Annotated in this window: 17 protein-coding genes; 7 read left to right on the forward strand and 10 right to left on the reverse strand. The window is 35.0% G+C overall.

Annotated elements, in window-relative coordinates:
• Positions 1-79: 79 nt before the first annotated feature.
• The gene (locus tag JFU50_RS05795) at positions 80-928 is read left to right on the forward strand and encodes a TVP38/TMEM64 family protein (protein ID WP_342366272.1); all 849 of its coding nucleotides are present in this window, start codon (positions 80-82) and stop codon (positions 926-928) included.
• A gap of 320 nt (positions 929-1,248) precedes the next feature.
• Here JFU50_RS05795 and JFU50_RS05800 read toward each other — a convergent pair whose 3' ends face one another.
• The 4 genes from JFU50_RS05800 to JFU50_RS05815 form a co-directional block, all read right to left on the reverse strand.
• Complete coding sequence (locus JFU50_RS05800) at positions 1,249-1,707, reverse strand: NUDIX hydrolase (RefSeq protein ID WP_201222046.1); 459 nt, start codon at positions 1,705-1,707, stop codon at positions 1,249-1,251.
• A 232-nt stretch (positions 1,708-1,939) separates the two neighbouring features.
• The gene (locus JFU50_RS05805; RefSeq protein WP_201222048.1) at positions 1,940-3,331 is read right to left on the reverse strand and encodes a VanZ family protein; all 1,392 of its coding nucleotides are present in this window, start codon (positions 3,329-3,331) and stop codon (positions 1,940-1,942) included.
• Positions 3,332-3,639: 308 nt separating this feature from the next.
• Entirely contained in the window at positions 3,640-3,888 is a 249-nt protein-coding gene (locus JFU50_RS05810; RefSeq protein ID WP_201222050.1) for a hypothetical protein, read from the reverse strand.
• Positions 3,889-3,995: 107 nt separating this feature from the next.
• A complete protein-coding gene (locus tag JFU50_RS05815; protein ID WP_201225026.1) occupies positions 3,996-4,571 on the reverse strand; it encodes a recombinase family protein in 576 nt (191 codons plus the stop codon).
• A gap of 380 nt (positions 4,572-4,951) precedes the next feature.
• On the opposite strand from JFU50_RS05815, the gene JFU50_RS05820 reads away from it, so the two are divergent.
• From JFU50_RS05820 to JFU50_RS05845, 6 genes are all read left to right on the forward strand, one after another.
• Entirely contained in the window at positions 4,952-5,338 is a 387-nt protein-coding gene (locus JFU50_RS05820; RefSeq protein WP_201222052.1) for a VOC family protein, read from the forward strand.
• A gap of 133 nt (positions 5,339-5,471) precedes the next feature.
• Positions 5,472-6,359 carry a Vgb family protein gene (locus JFU50_RS05825; protein WP_201222054.1) on the forward strand — a complete coding sequence of 296 codons (888 nt, stop codon included), beginning with the start codon at positions 5,472-5,474 and terminating at the stop codon, positions 6,357-6,359.
• Between the two features lie 35 nt (positions 6,360-6,394).
• Positions 6,395-7,039: a Vat family streptogramin A O-acetyltransferase gene (locus JFU50_RS05830; RefSeq protein ID WP_201225027.1), complete on the forward strand. Its 645-nt coding sequence runs from the start codon at positions 6,395-6,397 to the stop codon at positions 7,037-7,039.
• 151 nt (positions 7,040-7,190) lie between these two features.
• Entirely contained in the window at positions 7,191-7,736 is a 546-nt protein-coding gene (locus JFU50_RS05835; RefSeq protein WP_201222056.1) for a DUF1697 domain-containing protein, read from the forward strand.
• 565 nt (positions 7,737-8,301) lie between these two features.
• Positions 8,302-8,553 (forward strand): hypothetical protein, encoded by a 252-nt coding sequence (locus tag JFU50_RS05840; RefSeq protein ID WP_201182649.1) that lies wholly within the window; start codon positions 8,302-8,304, stop codon positions 8,551-8,553.
• Between the two features lie 312 nt (positions 8,554-8,865).
• Entirely contained in the window at positions 8,866-10,083 is a 1,218-nt protein-coding gene (locus JFU50_RS05845) for an IS110 family transposase (RefSeq protein WP_201222028.1), read from the forward strand.
• 342 nt (positions 10,084-10,425) lie between these two features.
• Here the strand turns inward: JFU50_RS05845 and JFU50_RS05850 are convergent, their stop codons facing one another.
• The 6 genes from JFU50_RS05850 to JFU50_RS05875 form a co-directional block, all read right to left on the reverse strand.
• On the reverse strand, positions 10,426-11,622 hold the full coding sequence (locus JFU50_RS05850; RefSeq protein ID WP_201222058.1) for an FAD-dependent monooxygenase: 1,197 nt from the start codon (positions 11,620-11,622) through the stop codon (positions 10,426-10,428).
• A 323-nt stretch (positions 11,623-11,945) separates the two neighbouring features.
• On the reverse strand, positions 11,946-13,085 hold the full coding sequence (locus JFU50_RS05855) for an FtsW/RodA/SpoVE family cell cycle protein (RefSeq protein WP_201222060.1): 1,140 nt from the start codon (positions 13,083-13,085) through the stop codon (positions 11,946-11,948).
• Positions 13,086-13,547: 462 nt separating this feature from the next.
• Positions 13,548-13,712 (reverse strand): hypothetical protein, encoded by a 165-nt coding sequence (locus JFU50_RS05860; protein ID WP_207198781.1) that lies wholly within the window; start codon positions 13,710-13,712, stop codon positions 13,548-13,550.
• A gap of 154 nt (positions 13,713-13,866) precedes the next feature.
• The gene (locus JFU50_RS05865; RefSeq protein ID WP_201182660.1) at positions 13,867-14,469 is read right to left on the reverse strand and encodes a hypothetical protein; all 603 of its coding nucleotides are present in this window, start codon (positions 14,467-14,469) and stop codon (positions 13,867-13,869) included.
• 197 nt (positions 14,470-14,666) lie between these two features.
• The gene (locus JFU50_RS05870; protein WP_201222064.1) at positions 14,667-15,377 is read right to left on the reverse strand and encodes a VOC family protein; all 711 of its coding nucleotides are present in this window, start codon (positions 15,375-15,377) and stop codon (positions 14,667-14,669) included.
• Positions 15,378-15,626: 249 nt separating this feature from the next.
• On the reverse strand, positions 15,627-16,019 hold the full coding sequence (locus tag JFU50_RS05875) for a hypothetical protein (RefSeq protein WP_201250014.1): 393 nt from the start codon (positions 16,017-16,019) through the stop codon (positions 15,627-15,629).
• Positions 16,020-16,069 lie beyond the last annotated feature (50 nt).

The raw sequence follows: 16,069 nt of genomic DNA on the forward strand, positions 1-16,069 counted from the left end.
ACCCCAGGTCTGTTTTCTTTAGATGGCATAGCCAGTACACTTAATCATACAAATATCACTTAAAGGGAGAAAGAATACTGTGGTTCTTGGAAAGAAACTGCCTGGGTTTTGGACGAATTTATTGATGGGCGCGTTTGCAGCTATGTGCGTTTTTGTATTTTTACCATCGCTGCTGATAATTTATAAAGTTATATTTACAGTCATCTTAATAGGCATTCTGTCTATTAATCTTGTCTTGATAAAAATGAAGAAAGTAAACTATTTAAAACTTACGAGTCTTTCCTTTGTGTACTTGAGCATTTTTTTGATTATTGTCTGTCTGATTTTTTATTCTACAAAGTTTTTGATTCTGGCAGATGCGAACGGTATTGAGAGCGTTTTAGGAGAAAATACCCTTTTAGGCAAACTCCTTTTCCTACTTATTTGTTTCCTTCAGCCAATCATATTACCCTTGCCTGAAGCTGTAACAATTCCTGCAGGTAGTGCAGTTTTTGGCTCATTTACCGCAGCTTATCTAGGTTTTTTCGGAACTATTGCCGGAATAGCAGTCATGTTCCTAATAGCTAGGATTGGTGGACAAAAGCTTGCATTAAAATTAGTAAAAGAAAAGCACTTGCAAACCTACCAAAACTATGTAGAAAAAAATGAAACGGCCATCCTTTTCCTTCTGTTTATTATCCCGATTCTCCCAGATGAAATCATTTGCCTGGGATCGGGGATAGGCGGAGTTTCTTTTTGCAGATTTATTCTGATTGCTTCACTCTCAAAACTAATGACAGCCTTAGCCCTATCATATTCAGTCGAATTGGCAAAAGCCCTCACCATGACAGGACAGGAATTAATCTCGGCAGTGTCACTTGCTGCTGGTGTATTGTTTATTTTATCGATAGGAGTAAAATGGGTTTTAAACAAAAGAAAAGTACAGTAGCAGAATGTATTATGAGAAAAACGCTGGAAAAAGTATAGCGTTTTTTTTGTGACCGAAAAAATTATAGGTATCAAATCCATTCATTCTTAACACTGTTGCTTACGTTTATGGAACTATCCTGCCCCGTTATTGCATAAAAAAAAGCTGCCTTAAAGACAACTCCTTGTTCAACTAACGCACCCGTTAGTTTAAGTAGATTTCTTCACAAACTTTTTAGTATTTCAGTTAATACAGGAATGCTGCCCCTATAGTGCCATAAGAAAAGGAGTCGCTGATCAGCTCCTGATAAAGAAGTAAAGAACCTGTTAGCTTAATAAAAATTATTTATCTAGTTGTTCATTATAAATACTAATTGAATGTACCCTCTCTTTTAATAAGTTATCTATTATTTGCTTTAGTACCCTTGGTTCACGTAGTTCTTCATTATCAAATTTCACAAGGTCATTCACCTTAATCCATCTACTGTCTAAAATTTCATCTTCTTCAAGATTTAATGAACCACCATTAACCTCACCAGTAAAATGAAATAGAATAACTTGATTGTTTGTACTACTGATAAAATTATATACACCCGTTGTACCATCAAGTTTTACATCAAAGCCAGTTTCCTCTTTTACCTCCCTACGAGCTGAATAGAGAATGTCTTCACCATATTCAATGCGTCCACTCGGAAAGTTCCACTTATCAATAGCAGTTGGTTTATTTTCTCTAATTATTAAGACTTCATCATCTCTGAATATTGATACACTAACTACTAAAACTATCCCATTATGAGCCATCCTTTTCGCCTCAGTTATTTAATTTTATATTTATTGCTACCTTTTTCTCTACTTAACACCTGATTACCTTCTTCTACCACTAACCTGCCCCGATAGTTCCATAAAGAAAAAGCCGCCTTAAAGACAGCTCTGATCTTCAGCTAACGCACCTGTTAGTTCATTAAGAAAAGCATTTCTTATTAAAGAATCGCGCCCGATTGTGGAATATTGATAAAATCAGCAATAAAGCTTTCTAGATTCCCGGAATTAAGATAGTCATATCCATTCCATCTACTGTACTATGGAATGCATAAACAGGTTGATAATAGCCCTTGGAATCTAAAAAGTAGCTAACTTCTACTTTATCGATATGTAAGATTTTTATCATTTTATTTTCAGAGTAATATTGAAATTTACCATCTGAAATTTCCTTATACGCTTCTTGTTCACTTTTTATTTGAACATCCTTTACCTTGTCATAGGTAATTAACTGATGCTCGATTCCCTTCACTGTATGATCATTATAATAATTTACCGTTAAAGAACCGTCTATTAGCTGATTTCCACTTACCTTTTTATCTACTGTCCACTCATACGAACCAGTATCGCCTTTTTGAAACTGCGAGTCTTTCGGGATATCTATACCAAATTCTGCCAATATTTCTTTTAAGGATTCTTCATCTGAATCTTCAGGCTCTATATTTTCATCAAATCTTGAAAAATCTGTAAAACTATAACTTCCATCCAAGAATTGGACTGTCATATCATAAGATTTCTCTCCATTAATCCGATACATCCCTTCATCTGGATAAGAAATATCCTCTATGTCTGATGTATCCACATGCATTCTCTCAAAAAAATCTTTGGCAAATACGTCAGCATCACTCTTTGTATAGCTTGGCGCCTTATAAATCGGAACGGTCATTTTTTTGTCGTTGAGCTTAACATCAGTAGTGGTTGTGGTTTTTTCCATATTTACTTTATGAGCTGGAATGATGGAGAGATTACCAAATTCCTTCAAATAGTAGTATGCAAACATGCTTCCGGATAAGATAACCACTAGCAATAAAGGTGAAAAGTAGAAAAAGGATCGCTTTATTCCCTTTTCTTTTATTGTAATGAAGCCCATGATGATACCATATCCAATGACGGCCCCCAGTAGATTATTAAATAAATCGTCAACTTCAAAAATACCGTATCCTGTTATTAACTGGACACTTTCAATGGAAAGTGTAAATAACGTTGCCATCCCAATAGTCCATACAGCTTTTTGAAAACGTGAATGCAATATTGGGAAAAGAATCCCGAACGGAATGAACATGAATATATTTAAGTATATGAACTGCCAATGACTTACACTAAAACTATACCAAGCTTCTCGATACGAAGTAAAAAAAGACAAATCCATCCCGCCCTGATAGTTTGGGCCTCTATTCAAAAAAGTCACGCCAATAACCATGATGACATAACTAATAAGCAAACACAAAAGAAGCAATTGCTTCTTTTGAAGGCATTTCTTCCCTCCAAAAATTTTTTTATATACAATGAAATACATTAGAAAAAAGATAATCCCTAAAAGAATTACGGCTATTAATGCCAGAAAAAAGTATTCCTTAACTATACCAATGATTTCTTCTAACCTCATTTTCTATCTCCCTCATACAAAACCAAGAAATGTATTAATTTCATCCTACCGGTATCTTCCACTCCTTTACTATATCAGTTCTAAAAATATTCAGGAATATTAAGTTTTCCAACATATAATATTCAATTTGGCTACTCAATGTTGTTCCATTAAATGGCCCAATTGTTGAACAAAGTTCAAACAGCACTCTTGAACTATCCTGCCCCGATAGTTCCATAAAGAAAAGCTGCCTTAAAGACAGCTCCGATCTTCAGCTAAAGCACCCGTTAGCTTAAGTACATTTCTTCACAATAGAATCGAACTGTGCATTAAAATTCTGAACTGACTATTTCATTTCCACATTTCTTGCATCGAATTGATACAATGTTTTCTTCGTTTTCGCCGATTCCGTCACCATTAACAACTGCTATATCCCCAGATTCTTTTGAAAAATAATTTCCTAATTCTCCAAGACATCCGCATTCTGAACAAGTAATAGTAAAACTAATTTTCTCCCTCTTTGCGTCTAAAATCCCTGTTATGATTCCCTTTAAAATTGGTATAACATACGATTTCATCACTTCACCTCTACATCGCTTTTTAGTGTCAAATACGCATTATTCGTTTTTCTTGTTCAACTAAACTGCCCCTTTAGTTCCATAAGAACAGGGCTGCCATAGCAACCCTATTCCCTAATTTTTGCATATAACGTGGAACGTGGAACTCCTGTAGCTTTTACTATGTCATTTACACTCATTCCGTTTGTTTCACGTTCATTATATAGCTTAATAGCTCGTTTTAAAGTCTTTTCATCTTGTCCTGGTCTTCCCATATGTTTCCCTTGCCTTTTCGCTCTCTCTCGACCTTCTGTTGTTCTTTCTACAATAAGATCACGTTCAAATTGTGCGAATGAACCTAAAATATTAAATAGAAGTGTTTGTAAGCTGTTTCCTTCGTTTGAACCATCAAACTTCATATCTTCTTTTACAAATCTTACATTCACGCCTTTTTCTGCTAATTCATGAACGATCTTATTTAAGTCCATAATGGAACGAGCCAAACGATCTATTTTAGTTACTACTAATGTATCTCCTTCTCGTGCAAATTCAATAGCTTCATAAAGTTGGGCTCTTTGTTTTGTACTTGTTCCGGTTACTTTTTCAACAAAAAGCTTTTTACACCCTTCATTTTCCAAAATTTCCTTTTGTGTTTCTAAATCTTGGCCAGTAGTTGAAACCCTCGCATAACCAATTAACAATATGTATCACCCTTTGTCTATAAGTCTTAAAACTTTTATACAATTAATTATAGACTAACTTTTAGACGGTAAACAAGGATAAATTAACAAATAATATGTTTGATTTTAAGAGTGTCTTAAAGTTTTGAGTTTTGGAACAAATTCTATTAAAAATAAAATTTTATTTATGGAATACAATAAAAGATAGCAAGTGTGTGTTTTTATTAATTTTGTTCAGCAATCGGGCCTTTTCTTGAATTAGAGAAGGGATTATTCGTAAGTAAATCGAAGTTAAATGGGAAGATATAGTTTATGGTAACTAGAAATGTAGATGGTCTACAGGTTTAGTTTACATAAAGGTTTTTTGTAAATGAAGAGAATTATATTATTAGGAGGAGATTGAATTGAAGTTATTACAAATCAGACTGTTGGTTAATGATTTTAAAAAAAGCTCCAATTTTTACAAAGATATATTAGGACTTTCAATAAGTTGGTACGAGGAAGAAATGGAATATGCACTTTTCAATAATGGAGAAACGAAAATCGAGCTTTTATCCCGAAAAGCCATGGCAGAAGTGGTCGGAGAGGAAAATAAATTTTTAGAAGGGGAATCTCAATCAAAATTTTTACTTCAATTTGAAGTAGAAGATGTTGATAAGACTTATAACCGTTTAAGAGAAAATGGGATTGAATTTATTACTAAACCACACGATCGTAAAGAATGGAGATCACGTATTGCACATTTTCGAGACCCAGATAGGAACCTTATTGAAATATATAAAATGCTGTAATTGATTAGGATTTTTTCAACACAAATAACTCCGCTTCAATTTATTCGAACGGAGTTATTTGTGTTAACTGAAAATGCACCGTATTCAAAACGAATTACTAGAATAATTTTATACAAAAAAAGGAGGAATTAACGTGAAAATAAAAATTGAAGAATTTGAACTTCCTCATATAGATTCAGGTCCTTATGGAATTACTAGGGGAAAAGATGGTGCCCTATGGTTTACACAACATAAAGCGAATCAAATAGGTCGAATGACTGTTGATGGTAAAGTGACTCATATTGATCTTCCTACTTTCAATGCAGGTGTGCTATCTATCACTTCTACAGATCAGGGTGATATATGGTTTACTGAAAATAGGACAAATAAAATTGGTAAACTAACAGTAACAGGTGAAATTACTGAATATACGCTACCAAACAGCGATTCAGGACCTTTTGGAATCACGCAAGGACATAATGGAGACATTTGGTTTACAGAAATGAACGGAAATAGAATAGGAAGAATCTTATCATCAGGTGAAATTATTGAGTATAGTTTGCCTGTTCCTGATTCTTATCCCTCTTTTATTGTAGCTGGATCTGATTATGCTCTATGGTTTACTCAGAATCAGAGTAATCAAATAGGTCGGATTACGATAGACGGGGAAGTGACTACATATAAGTTACCCACAAAACAGGCTGGTCCTGTGGGAATTACAAATGGACCGGATGGTGCACTTTGGTTTGTAGAAATTAACGGAAATAAAATTGGAAGAATTACTACTTCTGGAATAATAAGTGAGTTTACCATTCCTACTCCGAATGCTCGTCCACACGCAATTGTAACCGGCCCTGATCGTGCTTTATGGTTCACTGAATGGGGAAGTAATCAAATAGGTCGGATTACAATAAACGGTGAAATTACGGAATATCCTATTCCTACGAAAAATGCGGAGCCACATGGTATGGTAGTAGGACCTGACAAGGCCTTGTGGTTCGCTGAGGAATGCAATAAGTTAGGCCGGTTAAGCTTTGGATAAAAACTTTGAAAGGTAGTGACTACCTATGGAATCAAATAAGCAGAGATGGACCGAATCCTACAGATAAATATCCGATTAAAGGAAATAATATTTTACAATTTATTAAAAATACAATTACTAGACCAAATATTATTGCAGGTGAATATTCTTATTACGATGCAAAAAATGGAGAATCCTTTGAAGATCAAGTGTTGTATCATTACGAATTTTTTGGTGATCGACTTGTTATAGGGAAATTTTGTGCCATAGCACCCGGTGTAACGTTTATTATGAATGGAGCTAATCATAGGATGGATGGCTTCTCCACTTATCCGTTCAATATTTTTGGACAAGGTTGGGAGAAATACACACCAGCGCTAGATCAATTGCCGTTTAAAGGGGACACGATAATTGGAAATGACGTCTGGATTGGGATGGATACGGTCATTATGCCTGGAATCAACATAGGTGATGGTGCTATTATAGCAGCAAAATCAGTTATTACTAAAGATGTAGAACCATATACAATTGTTGGAGGAAATCCTGCAAAGAAAATTAAAACCCGTTTCTCAGCAGAAATCATTAGCAAATTGCTAGAAATAAAATGGTGGGATTTAGATATTGAAGTTATTTCTGATCATATTGGTTTGATAGTAAATGGAGATATAGATAATCTAGAAAACCTGAAAAATAAAATATGACAAATTAACAACTGCCTATAGCACTCGTTATGGTAACAAAAAAGGTTAGGTACTTTTTTAGATATCCAACCTTTTTTGCCGATAAGACACTTTATGAAAGTTCTGCAATAAACACCAGTTGAATTAAATTAATCGATCTAGGAGGATTATCATGGTCTATGTCGCACTGCTTAGGGGAATCAATGTTGGTGGGAAAAATAAAATTGACATGAAATTGCTTAAAAAAATTTTTGAACGAGTAGGTATGAGCTCTGTAGTTACATATATCAATTCAGGTAATATTATTTTCACAGTGAATGGCCAATCAAAAACAACAATATCCCATATTTTAGAAGAGGCTATACATACAAACTTCGGATTACAAATCAAAGTTTTAGTCCGTAGTTTTGATGATTTAAAAAAAGTCATACACTCCCTTCCAGAGTCATGGACGAACGACCAACAAATGAGAAGCGCTGTGCTGTTTTTATGGGACGAAATTGATGATGAGTCAGTGCTTAATAAGCTGGTCATCAAACCAGAAATTGATACGGTAAAATACGTTCCTGGAGCCATTCTATGGTCGGTTGAAAAAAAGAATATTAGCAAATCCGGTATGACTAAACTCGTTGGTTCAAAGCCATATCAACAAATAACAATTAGGAATGTAAATACAACTCGCAAAATATACGAACTTATGCAAGCAGCAGAGGCGTGAATTACATGATACTAGCAAGAACTATTTTCCGGAAATCGGAAAATATCTGACAGATTAGAGCCAGAACCCTGTCACTGGGCCTACTAGGCGAATCCGAGTAGTTCTATAAATGATTGGATGTACATACTTAAGAAACCCAGCTAATCTTCTCATGTGAAGGTAGCTGGGTTTTATAGTTGGATGTGCAAATTAACACTTAAAATATACGTAAATATCGATCAACTTGACATCCTTAACGTAGGAAACTTCGGCTTTCTTTATGTCGAAATTTGCTTAGCGTATGTTTTCCGCGTTTTGTTGGTGGGACCCCCGTAAGAAAAAAGGTTGCCGCAGCAACCTTCCTTATTGAAATAAAGCACCTGTTAGTTCAAAACATATTCCATTCTATTTTGGGCAAAGTAACTGTGGTGAATTACCAACCAAACAAACATCGAAACAATGGTCAGTTCAAGTAGCCGAAGCTGAACAAGGTAAGGGATTAGGAAAGCCCGAAAAGGGAAAATTTCATACTTACTCTTTAGAGGTTGATAACATTGGTAAGAATGTATTGTCTGCGGAAATTTATATGTTTAGCAATGAACCTAATTCTACGACGAAGTTTGCACTTTTTGGTTGTCCTGGTGAAGAGGATTGCAATAAAGACCACTTTGAAGAAGCGATTTCTTTAGCAAAACAAATGAATGATGGATATCCTTATAAATTTAGCAATTTCATTTTGGCTGAAAAAGCAACGGAATTGGAAGTGGAAATCGTTTGGACTCAAAAGGGTAGCGAAGGCAGACCTTTAAAAGAAACATTTACATTCACTGCTGAATAACAAGAAAACAAAAAGGCCGAAATAATCGGTCTTTTTGTTGAACTAACGCACCCGTTAGCCAACCATGCAGCGCACGACCAGCGCTGCACCACAGAGAATGAAAATGGTGGAAAACCGTCCATACTGATTCTATGGCTGGGTGAGGAAGGTCGATGAACTATGGTGCCATTAGAGCCCATCCGTTAGTCTGACTCCAACGACCTCGGTGCATCACAGACTGTCGCTCCCTTACGGGAAGCACTCATGGTAGATTAATCCTATTCTGGTTTTTGCACCAGCCTCTAATTTTTTGCCATAGAAAGGATGGTTTCAATGGAAGTTATCATTGAACGAGTATGCGGAATGGATGTACATAAAGATAACATTACCGCCTGCATTATGACCCCCGAAGGAAAGGAGATTCAAACATTTTCTACAAAAACGGTGTTTTTAATTCAACTGATGGATTGGATTAAATCACATGGTTGCACTCATGTCGCTATGGAGAGCACAGGTGTGTTTTGGAAGCCTATCGTGAACTTAATTGAGGCTGAAGAAATGGAATTTTTAGTTGTTAACGCACAACATATGAAAGCAGTCCCTGGTCGAAAAACAGATGTCAAGGATGCTGAGTGGATCGCTCAACTTCTTCGTCATGGTTTATTGAAGGCAAGCTTTATCCCTGATCGAAATCAACGAGAATTGCGTGAGCTTGTTCGGTATCGTAGAAGTATTATTGAAGAACGAGCCAGACAGCATAATCGAATTCAAAAGGTGCTTGAAGGTGCAAATATCAAATTAGGCTCTGTCGTATCTGATATTATGGGTGTTTCATCAAAGGACATGCTTCAAGCGATCGCAAATGGTGAGGATGATCCTGAGAAACTAGCAAACTTTGCGCGACGTTCGATGAAGAAGAAAAAAGATGATTTAATCCTTGCCCTGAATGGGTATGTGAATCCTCATCAACGCATGATGCTTAAAACGATTCTAACTCATATTGATTTTCTGACTGAACAGATTGAAAACCTCGATCAAGAGGTTGCCCAAAGAGTTAGTGTGTATCAAGAAAACATAGAACGACTGGATTCAATACCTGGGATTGCCACTCGAATGGCAGAACAAATTCTAGCTGAAATCGGAACGGACGTTGAAAAACAGTTCGAAAGTGCAGCCAGATTATGTTCATGGGCCGCCCTCGTACCAGGACACAATGAAAGTGCAGGAAAAAGGAAATCAACCAGAGGCAAAAAGGGAAATAAATATTTAAAATCTGCTTTAACTGAGGCTGCTCATTCAGTTGGAGCCTCCAAAAACTATCTTGGCGCTCTATACAGACGGACAGCTGCGCGAAAAGGAAGAAAACGAGCTGGAATTGTCGTTGCCCACGCCATGTTAAGAATTTCTTATTATCTTTTAACAAGGAAAGAAATGTATGTAGACTTAGGCGAAGATTATTTTGATAAGCAAAAGCAAGCTTCCATTGTACGAAATTCGGTCCGAAGGTTAGAAAACTTAGGATATACCGTAAATATATCAGAGGCATCCTAACCACCGATTTATTAGGAGATCTAATAAGGCGTCGCTCTTTTTCAAAAAAATTGAAGCTTGCGTTTTATTTAATATGGTCTTTTTTCTTATTATTAGTGTTTAATTTTCATGGTAGTTCTATAAGAAAAGCGAACCTTATTAAAGAATCGCGCCCGATTGCGGAAGATCAACAATATTATTAAAGGCTTAAGAGCCTTCTTACGCTTAGCTACCAGGCAGAAAACTGTTCGGGTTTTGTATTGTTACTGAATAATAAAAAGTCATTTGTTGATAGTTACACACAAGCAAAGAAATTATCAGTTTTTTAAGACTGGTTGAAACTCGTCTCTAAAATATCGCATATCAATAATCTTTCAGTTCAATCCCGTTGGCAGCTTTCGCTATCATTTTCGAAATCATCTTAAACGATACAACCATAAGGATGGGTACGCGAAACATTAAATTGCGTAGAAAGATTTTGAAGTTTGATCTTTCAATCATACTCCCGGCAGCCATTAGTCCTATTTTTTGATTTTTCTCAACAAACTTTCTCATTTTTTGTTCGTAGGCAACAAAGGCACGGGTGAAATCGCAATCCGCATCTTTGAGTTCACCAGCTAATACAAAAGCTCCGACAAGCGCCAGGCTAGAACCTTGACCCGATAGGGGTGATGGGCCATACGCCGCATCGCCTAACAATGTAACCCGACCTTTTGACCATGTCGGCATGTGAATCTGGCAAATCTCGTCAAAATAAAAGTCTGTCGCATCTTTCATGGTTTTGAGTAGATTCGAGGTTTCCCAGCCCGTATGGCCTACGAAGGCATTTTCTACAAGATTCTTTTGAGCTTCTGTATCATAGCGGTCGTATTTCAATGCCTCTGATTGGAACAAGAACATACCCCTTGCTTCGGTATTGTTACGGGCGCTATACATACCTACAGTTTTGCCTGGTATCGTATAAAACAGCTGGCGGTGGTCGAGGTTGAGGTAATTCTCAAGGGTGAAAATTGAGATATAACAGCCAAGCGTACGTTTAAACTGTGCTTCGTCGCCAAAAGTCAAGGTGCGCACATTAGAATGGAGACCGTCCGCTCCGATTACCAGATCGAAAGTCTGCGGCTTGCAATACATAAATTGAACTTCTGCACCAGCTTCAGTCTCATGTATTGCGGTAATCGAATCTCCCCAAATGTATTCGACCGTATCCTTAGTTAAATCGTACAAAATGTGACAAAGATCGTCACGCATGATTTCGATGTCCAGACCTTGATGGTTCCCCATACTCGCTTCGCTTATTTGACCTTCGATCTTGCCTTTGCTATTCACGAAGTAAACACCAGTCATGTTCGTGTCAGCTGCACGAACTTGATCGAGTATACCCATCCCCTCAAGTACCGTAATGGCTGCACCACGGATATCAACCCCGTACCCACCCGTGCGCAATGCTGGTGCACGTTCTATTACAGTCACTTCGAATCCGTAGCGGTGAAGCCAGTAAGCAAGTGCCGGACCGGCAATGCTCGCACCAGAAATAAGAACGCGCATCGTTTCTTTCATAATTGCTTATTCACTCCTATCCTAATTAAAGTCTTAACATATCCACAGTATATTCACGGCCTATATAACTTATTTACCACAGTAAAATATTAGGACTTTAATTATTCAACAAAATGGCCCAATTGTTGAATAAAGTTCAAACAGCATTCTTCAACTAACCTGCCCTGTTAGTTGCATAAGACTTATTTTTGAGTTGACACATACTGTGACATAAAAAAAAGACGGTTTTTACCGTCTAATAAATTGCACTAGTTTTCTTAGTAAAAACAAACCTAATATTACGAAAAGAGAAAATTGAATTAATCCTGGAATACTAAGCCACCTTAGTCAAACATATATGCTCTTTTTCGATAGCTTATTGAAAAAATTAATCCCATTGCTAACATATTCCCCATTAATGAGCTGCCTCCGTAGCTTATAAAAGGTAAAGGTATCCCTGTTATCGGCAATAAACCTATATTCATTCCAATATTTTCGAAAATATGGAAAAAAATCATAGAAACCGCACCTGCACATAGGTAAGATTCAAAACTATTTTTGACATCTATGGCTAACTTCACCATGCTCGAAATAAGGAGAAAATAAATTGTTATTAAAATACTAGATCCTAAGAAACCAAATTTAGAAGCAATAACGCTAAAAATAAAATCTGTATGTGCTTCAGGAACGTATACACCGTCTCCTCTATAACCATAAAATGCACCTGATCCTATGGCAAGTAAGGCTTTGGTTAGGTTATAGCCTTCTCCTGATTGATAAGACTCTGGGTCAATCCAAGCATAAATCCTTCCTAATTGAAATGTTTTTATTCCCATTAATTGAAGAAGTTCAGGGTTAAGAAAAACTAAGTAAAAAATTCCACTGGCAATTAATACGCAAATAATAAAAATAACACCAATTATTCTCCATGATATTCCTGAAACAAATAATATCCCTATAAAAATACACATTAATACTAAAGATGTTCCTAAATCTGGTTGTTTCATAATTAAAAGTATAGGAAGAAGTGTTGCGGCCCCCATCTTAATTAATAGAATAAAATCCGTTTTCAAAGTTTTGTCTACATATTTATTATGATGTTTTTGTATTAAGTAACTTAAACAAATTATTAAAGATATTTTAGTAAATTCAGCTGGCTGTATAGACCCAATCCCAGGAATTTGAAACCAACTTTTGGCACCATTTATTTCTCGTGCTATTGACTCAGGTGACAAAATTAATGCAATTAATAGAAATAAACTAAGCGAGTAAATAAACCAATTCAAGCGAAATATTTGTTCAGAATCTAAATACATAACTCCTAAAATCATACTGAAACCTATAAAATACCAAGATACTTGTCTAAATAAAAAATTCCCTTCGTATTGACCAAATTCTTGAGCAGTATATATGGCTATACAACTAGTTATAAATAGCAAAAGTAAAAGTGTAATTAGGTTGTAATCCAACTTTGAATTTTTCATTTTTTCCCCTTGTAAATATTTTCTTATGTTATAATTTTACTTCATTATACTAAAAATGTAATTTTTTTTAAATAGATGCACTTTTATTATTCATACATTCTAGGTATACAATTGAATAAAAATATGTATGGAGGATAACCAATTAAAAAAAGGCTTAAAATGAAATCATTTTTTTGTTATACGCTTTTATTTTTTCTTTTTATTTGTTCAGTGATTAAATTTTGGTAGTAACATAGCCTCATTTAAATATTATTTCACAAAAAGTATTTTAAGGTATACCATTAATACCAGTAACAGATATAAACTAATAACAATCCTTTAGACTTTTTCAAATTCCCCCAAGCGTTGAGCATATCCCCCGATATAAAAATCAGTAGCCTTTAAGGCTACCAAATTCGTCTGTAAGAAGTTACCTATCCATTTCCCATACATGTTGACGACTTTTTGTATTATTCTTGCCCCTTATTTTCTGCTGCTGGCGATTTTGTTCCCTTTGCATTTCTTTCCTGCCTGTTCAATGCCATTTATTACTACTTCAAGTATGCAGATCCCTTTTTCTTCGGCTTGAATCTGATCTATAATTTGAGGAGTTCGCGGAGTCTTTATGGCTTGAATCCCAATCTTCATATTAGGATCTGTAGTTTTGTACAATTGGTAATTAACCAACATTTATTTTTATTGTTGTTTGTTAACTTTAAACCCCATGTACTTCCACCTTTTTTTAGAGTAACAGTTGAATTGGTTCCAATTGAACCAACTGCTGTGGAAACTAATTATTCATTTATTTTTCTTCTATTTTAATTTTTAGTAAAAATACAATTTTATCATCACTTATCATTTTCTTCACTTCATTTTCGTCTTGTAAATTGTATGTCCTTATGGAGTTTCCATTGGATTCCCTGTATGCACCTAATAAATACGTTTCTCCTAATTTTAATTCCACTTTATCTTCCCCTATGGCATAATCCCATCTACTAAACACACCAACAGAATGTATTTTGTCTATTTTTTGTGGGGTTGCAGTTACATTGGGTGCATAAAGAAAACCTAAACGAGTATCATTAGTATTTATTATTCCAAATCCTAAATTTCCTTCCTCCACTTTGTTAGGGCTTTTCCCATAAGATAGTTCAGCTAACGGTTGAGGTTCTTGTTTTCCATCTTTGTAACTTTCTATCCAAACATTTACCCAAGTTATATCTGCATTATTTAATTTGAAATCAAAATCATACAGTTCCCCTAAATTTAATTTTTTAAAAGTATTCGTATGTTCAGAATCGGAATTAACTGAAATTGTAGCTATGCTGTCTTTATTAGTGCAACCAGAAATTATTATCAAGGATAAAATTGATATTAAGCTAAAAATGAAATAGTTTTTTTTCAAAAGATTTCCCCCAGTATTATATTGATTTTACTAAATCTATATTAATTTTACCAAATTACCCCAACCACTTGTTGAACTATCCTGCCCCGATAGTTCCATAACAAAAAGAGTTGCCAAAGCAACTCTCTTATTGAAGTAAAGCACCCTTTAGTTGAAGAAGGATAGATATCTACCAAAAATTGGTATTCTAATAGATGTTACGTTTCAGAAAATAACTCTCCTTTGTGCTCGTCCCGATATATCTGAAATTCATTATCGGAATTGATGATTATTTTATTGTTATTTATTAATGTAATCTCAAGAGGAAATATGGCAGATGTTTTATCAGAAAATATCCATCTTCTCCCTGGTTGGGCTAATATAATAAATATTCCATTCCTTCTTTCACCCATGAAATTAAGGGATTTTCTACTTATTGTATTATTGTCACGCTCGGTCACACCAATTTCATTTAATTTTCCGCTTACACTTATAGTGTTTTCTACAATTAAACCTATTTCACTAATGTTTAAAATACTTTTAACCGAAAAAGGCTCAATACTATCTTTAGCAATTTCATATCTTGAAATAAATTCTACTAAATTACCAGAAGGGTCATAGAAATAAAGAGCATGGGCAGGTAAATGAGCAAAATTAGCTTCATCTACCCCATCTTCAATAAGTAAACTTACTCTTTCTTTTGCCCATGATTTTGCTTCAAAAAATTTGTTAGCTGGTATGTTAAAAACAAAGTGGTAATAGGGGTTATCTACCACGTCTTTTGTTGTAAACTCAAATTCACCTGTACCCACAGCAATTCGAAAGCGATTCTTATCCTCATTAATAAGAGAAAAACCTAACGTATCAATATAGAATTTTTTCATTTGCTTTAAACTTTTAGTCTGTAAAACAATCGATTTAATTTCCAATGATAATAACACCTTCCTTGTATATCTAATAATGTAAGTAAGTCTATGTATAAATCGTATCCACATCCTTTTTATACCATAATTATCCATTAAGGTAAAATTCATCTATTTTTATATATATATTAATTCATCTTATTGTTGCAGTTGTAACCTCGCCTATTAATTGTTTGTAACTATCCTGCTCCGGTTGTTGCATAAAGAAAAAGCTGCCTTAAAGACAGCTCCGATCTTCAGCTAACGCCCCTGTTACTACCCATTTATGAATTTCCCTAATGAATAAACCAATAAAATTAATAATTGATAAAGAGTAAAGGGGACTAATGTAATGAGTGGGATGTACTTTATCTTATTTTTTTCTTTCCTTTTTACAGCTATAATCGTACAAACAATAGAAACACCATACAGGGTCAAACTACTAATTAGTAATATATCACTTAACTTGTAATCAATTATTTCAATTGCAGCAAATAAAAGTAATGGAGCCATAACTCCAACTATGGCTGACGTAAAACTAAACATATTTTTCTTCATTTCAATTTCCAACCTAAATTCATTTGATAATGGTGGTGGCAGCCCCACATCTTGAACTATAGCACAAGTTAGCTTAATAAAATTATCTCTGTTAATCACTCTTTTTTTCAATAATAGATTTGTTTAATCCTACTTGTCTTATTTCAACTAATCTGCCCCGT

It is taken from the genome of Peribacillus sp. TH14, assembly GCF_016651145.1.
Lineage (GTDB): Bacteria > Bacillota > Bacilli > Bacillales > DSM-1321 > Peribacillus > Peribacillus butanolivorans.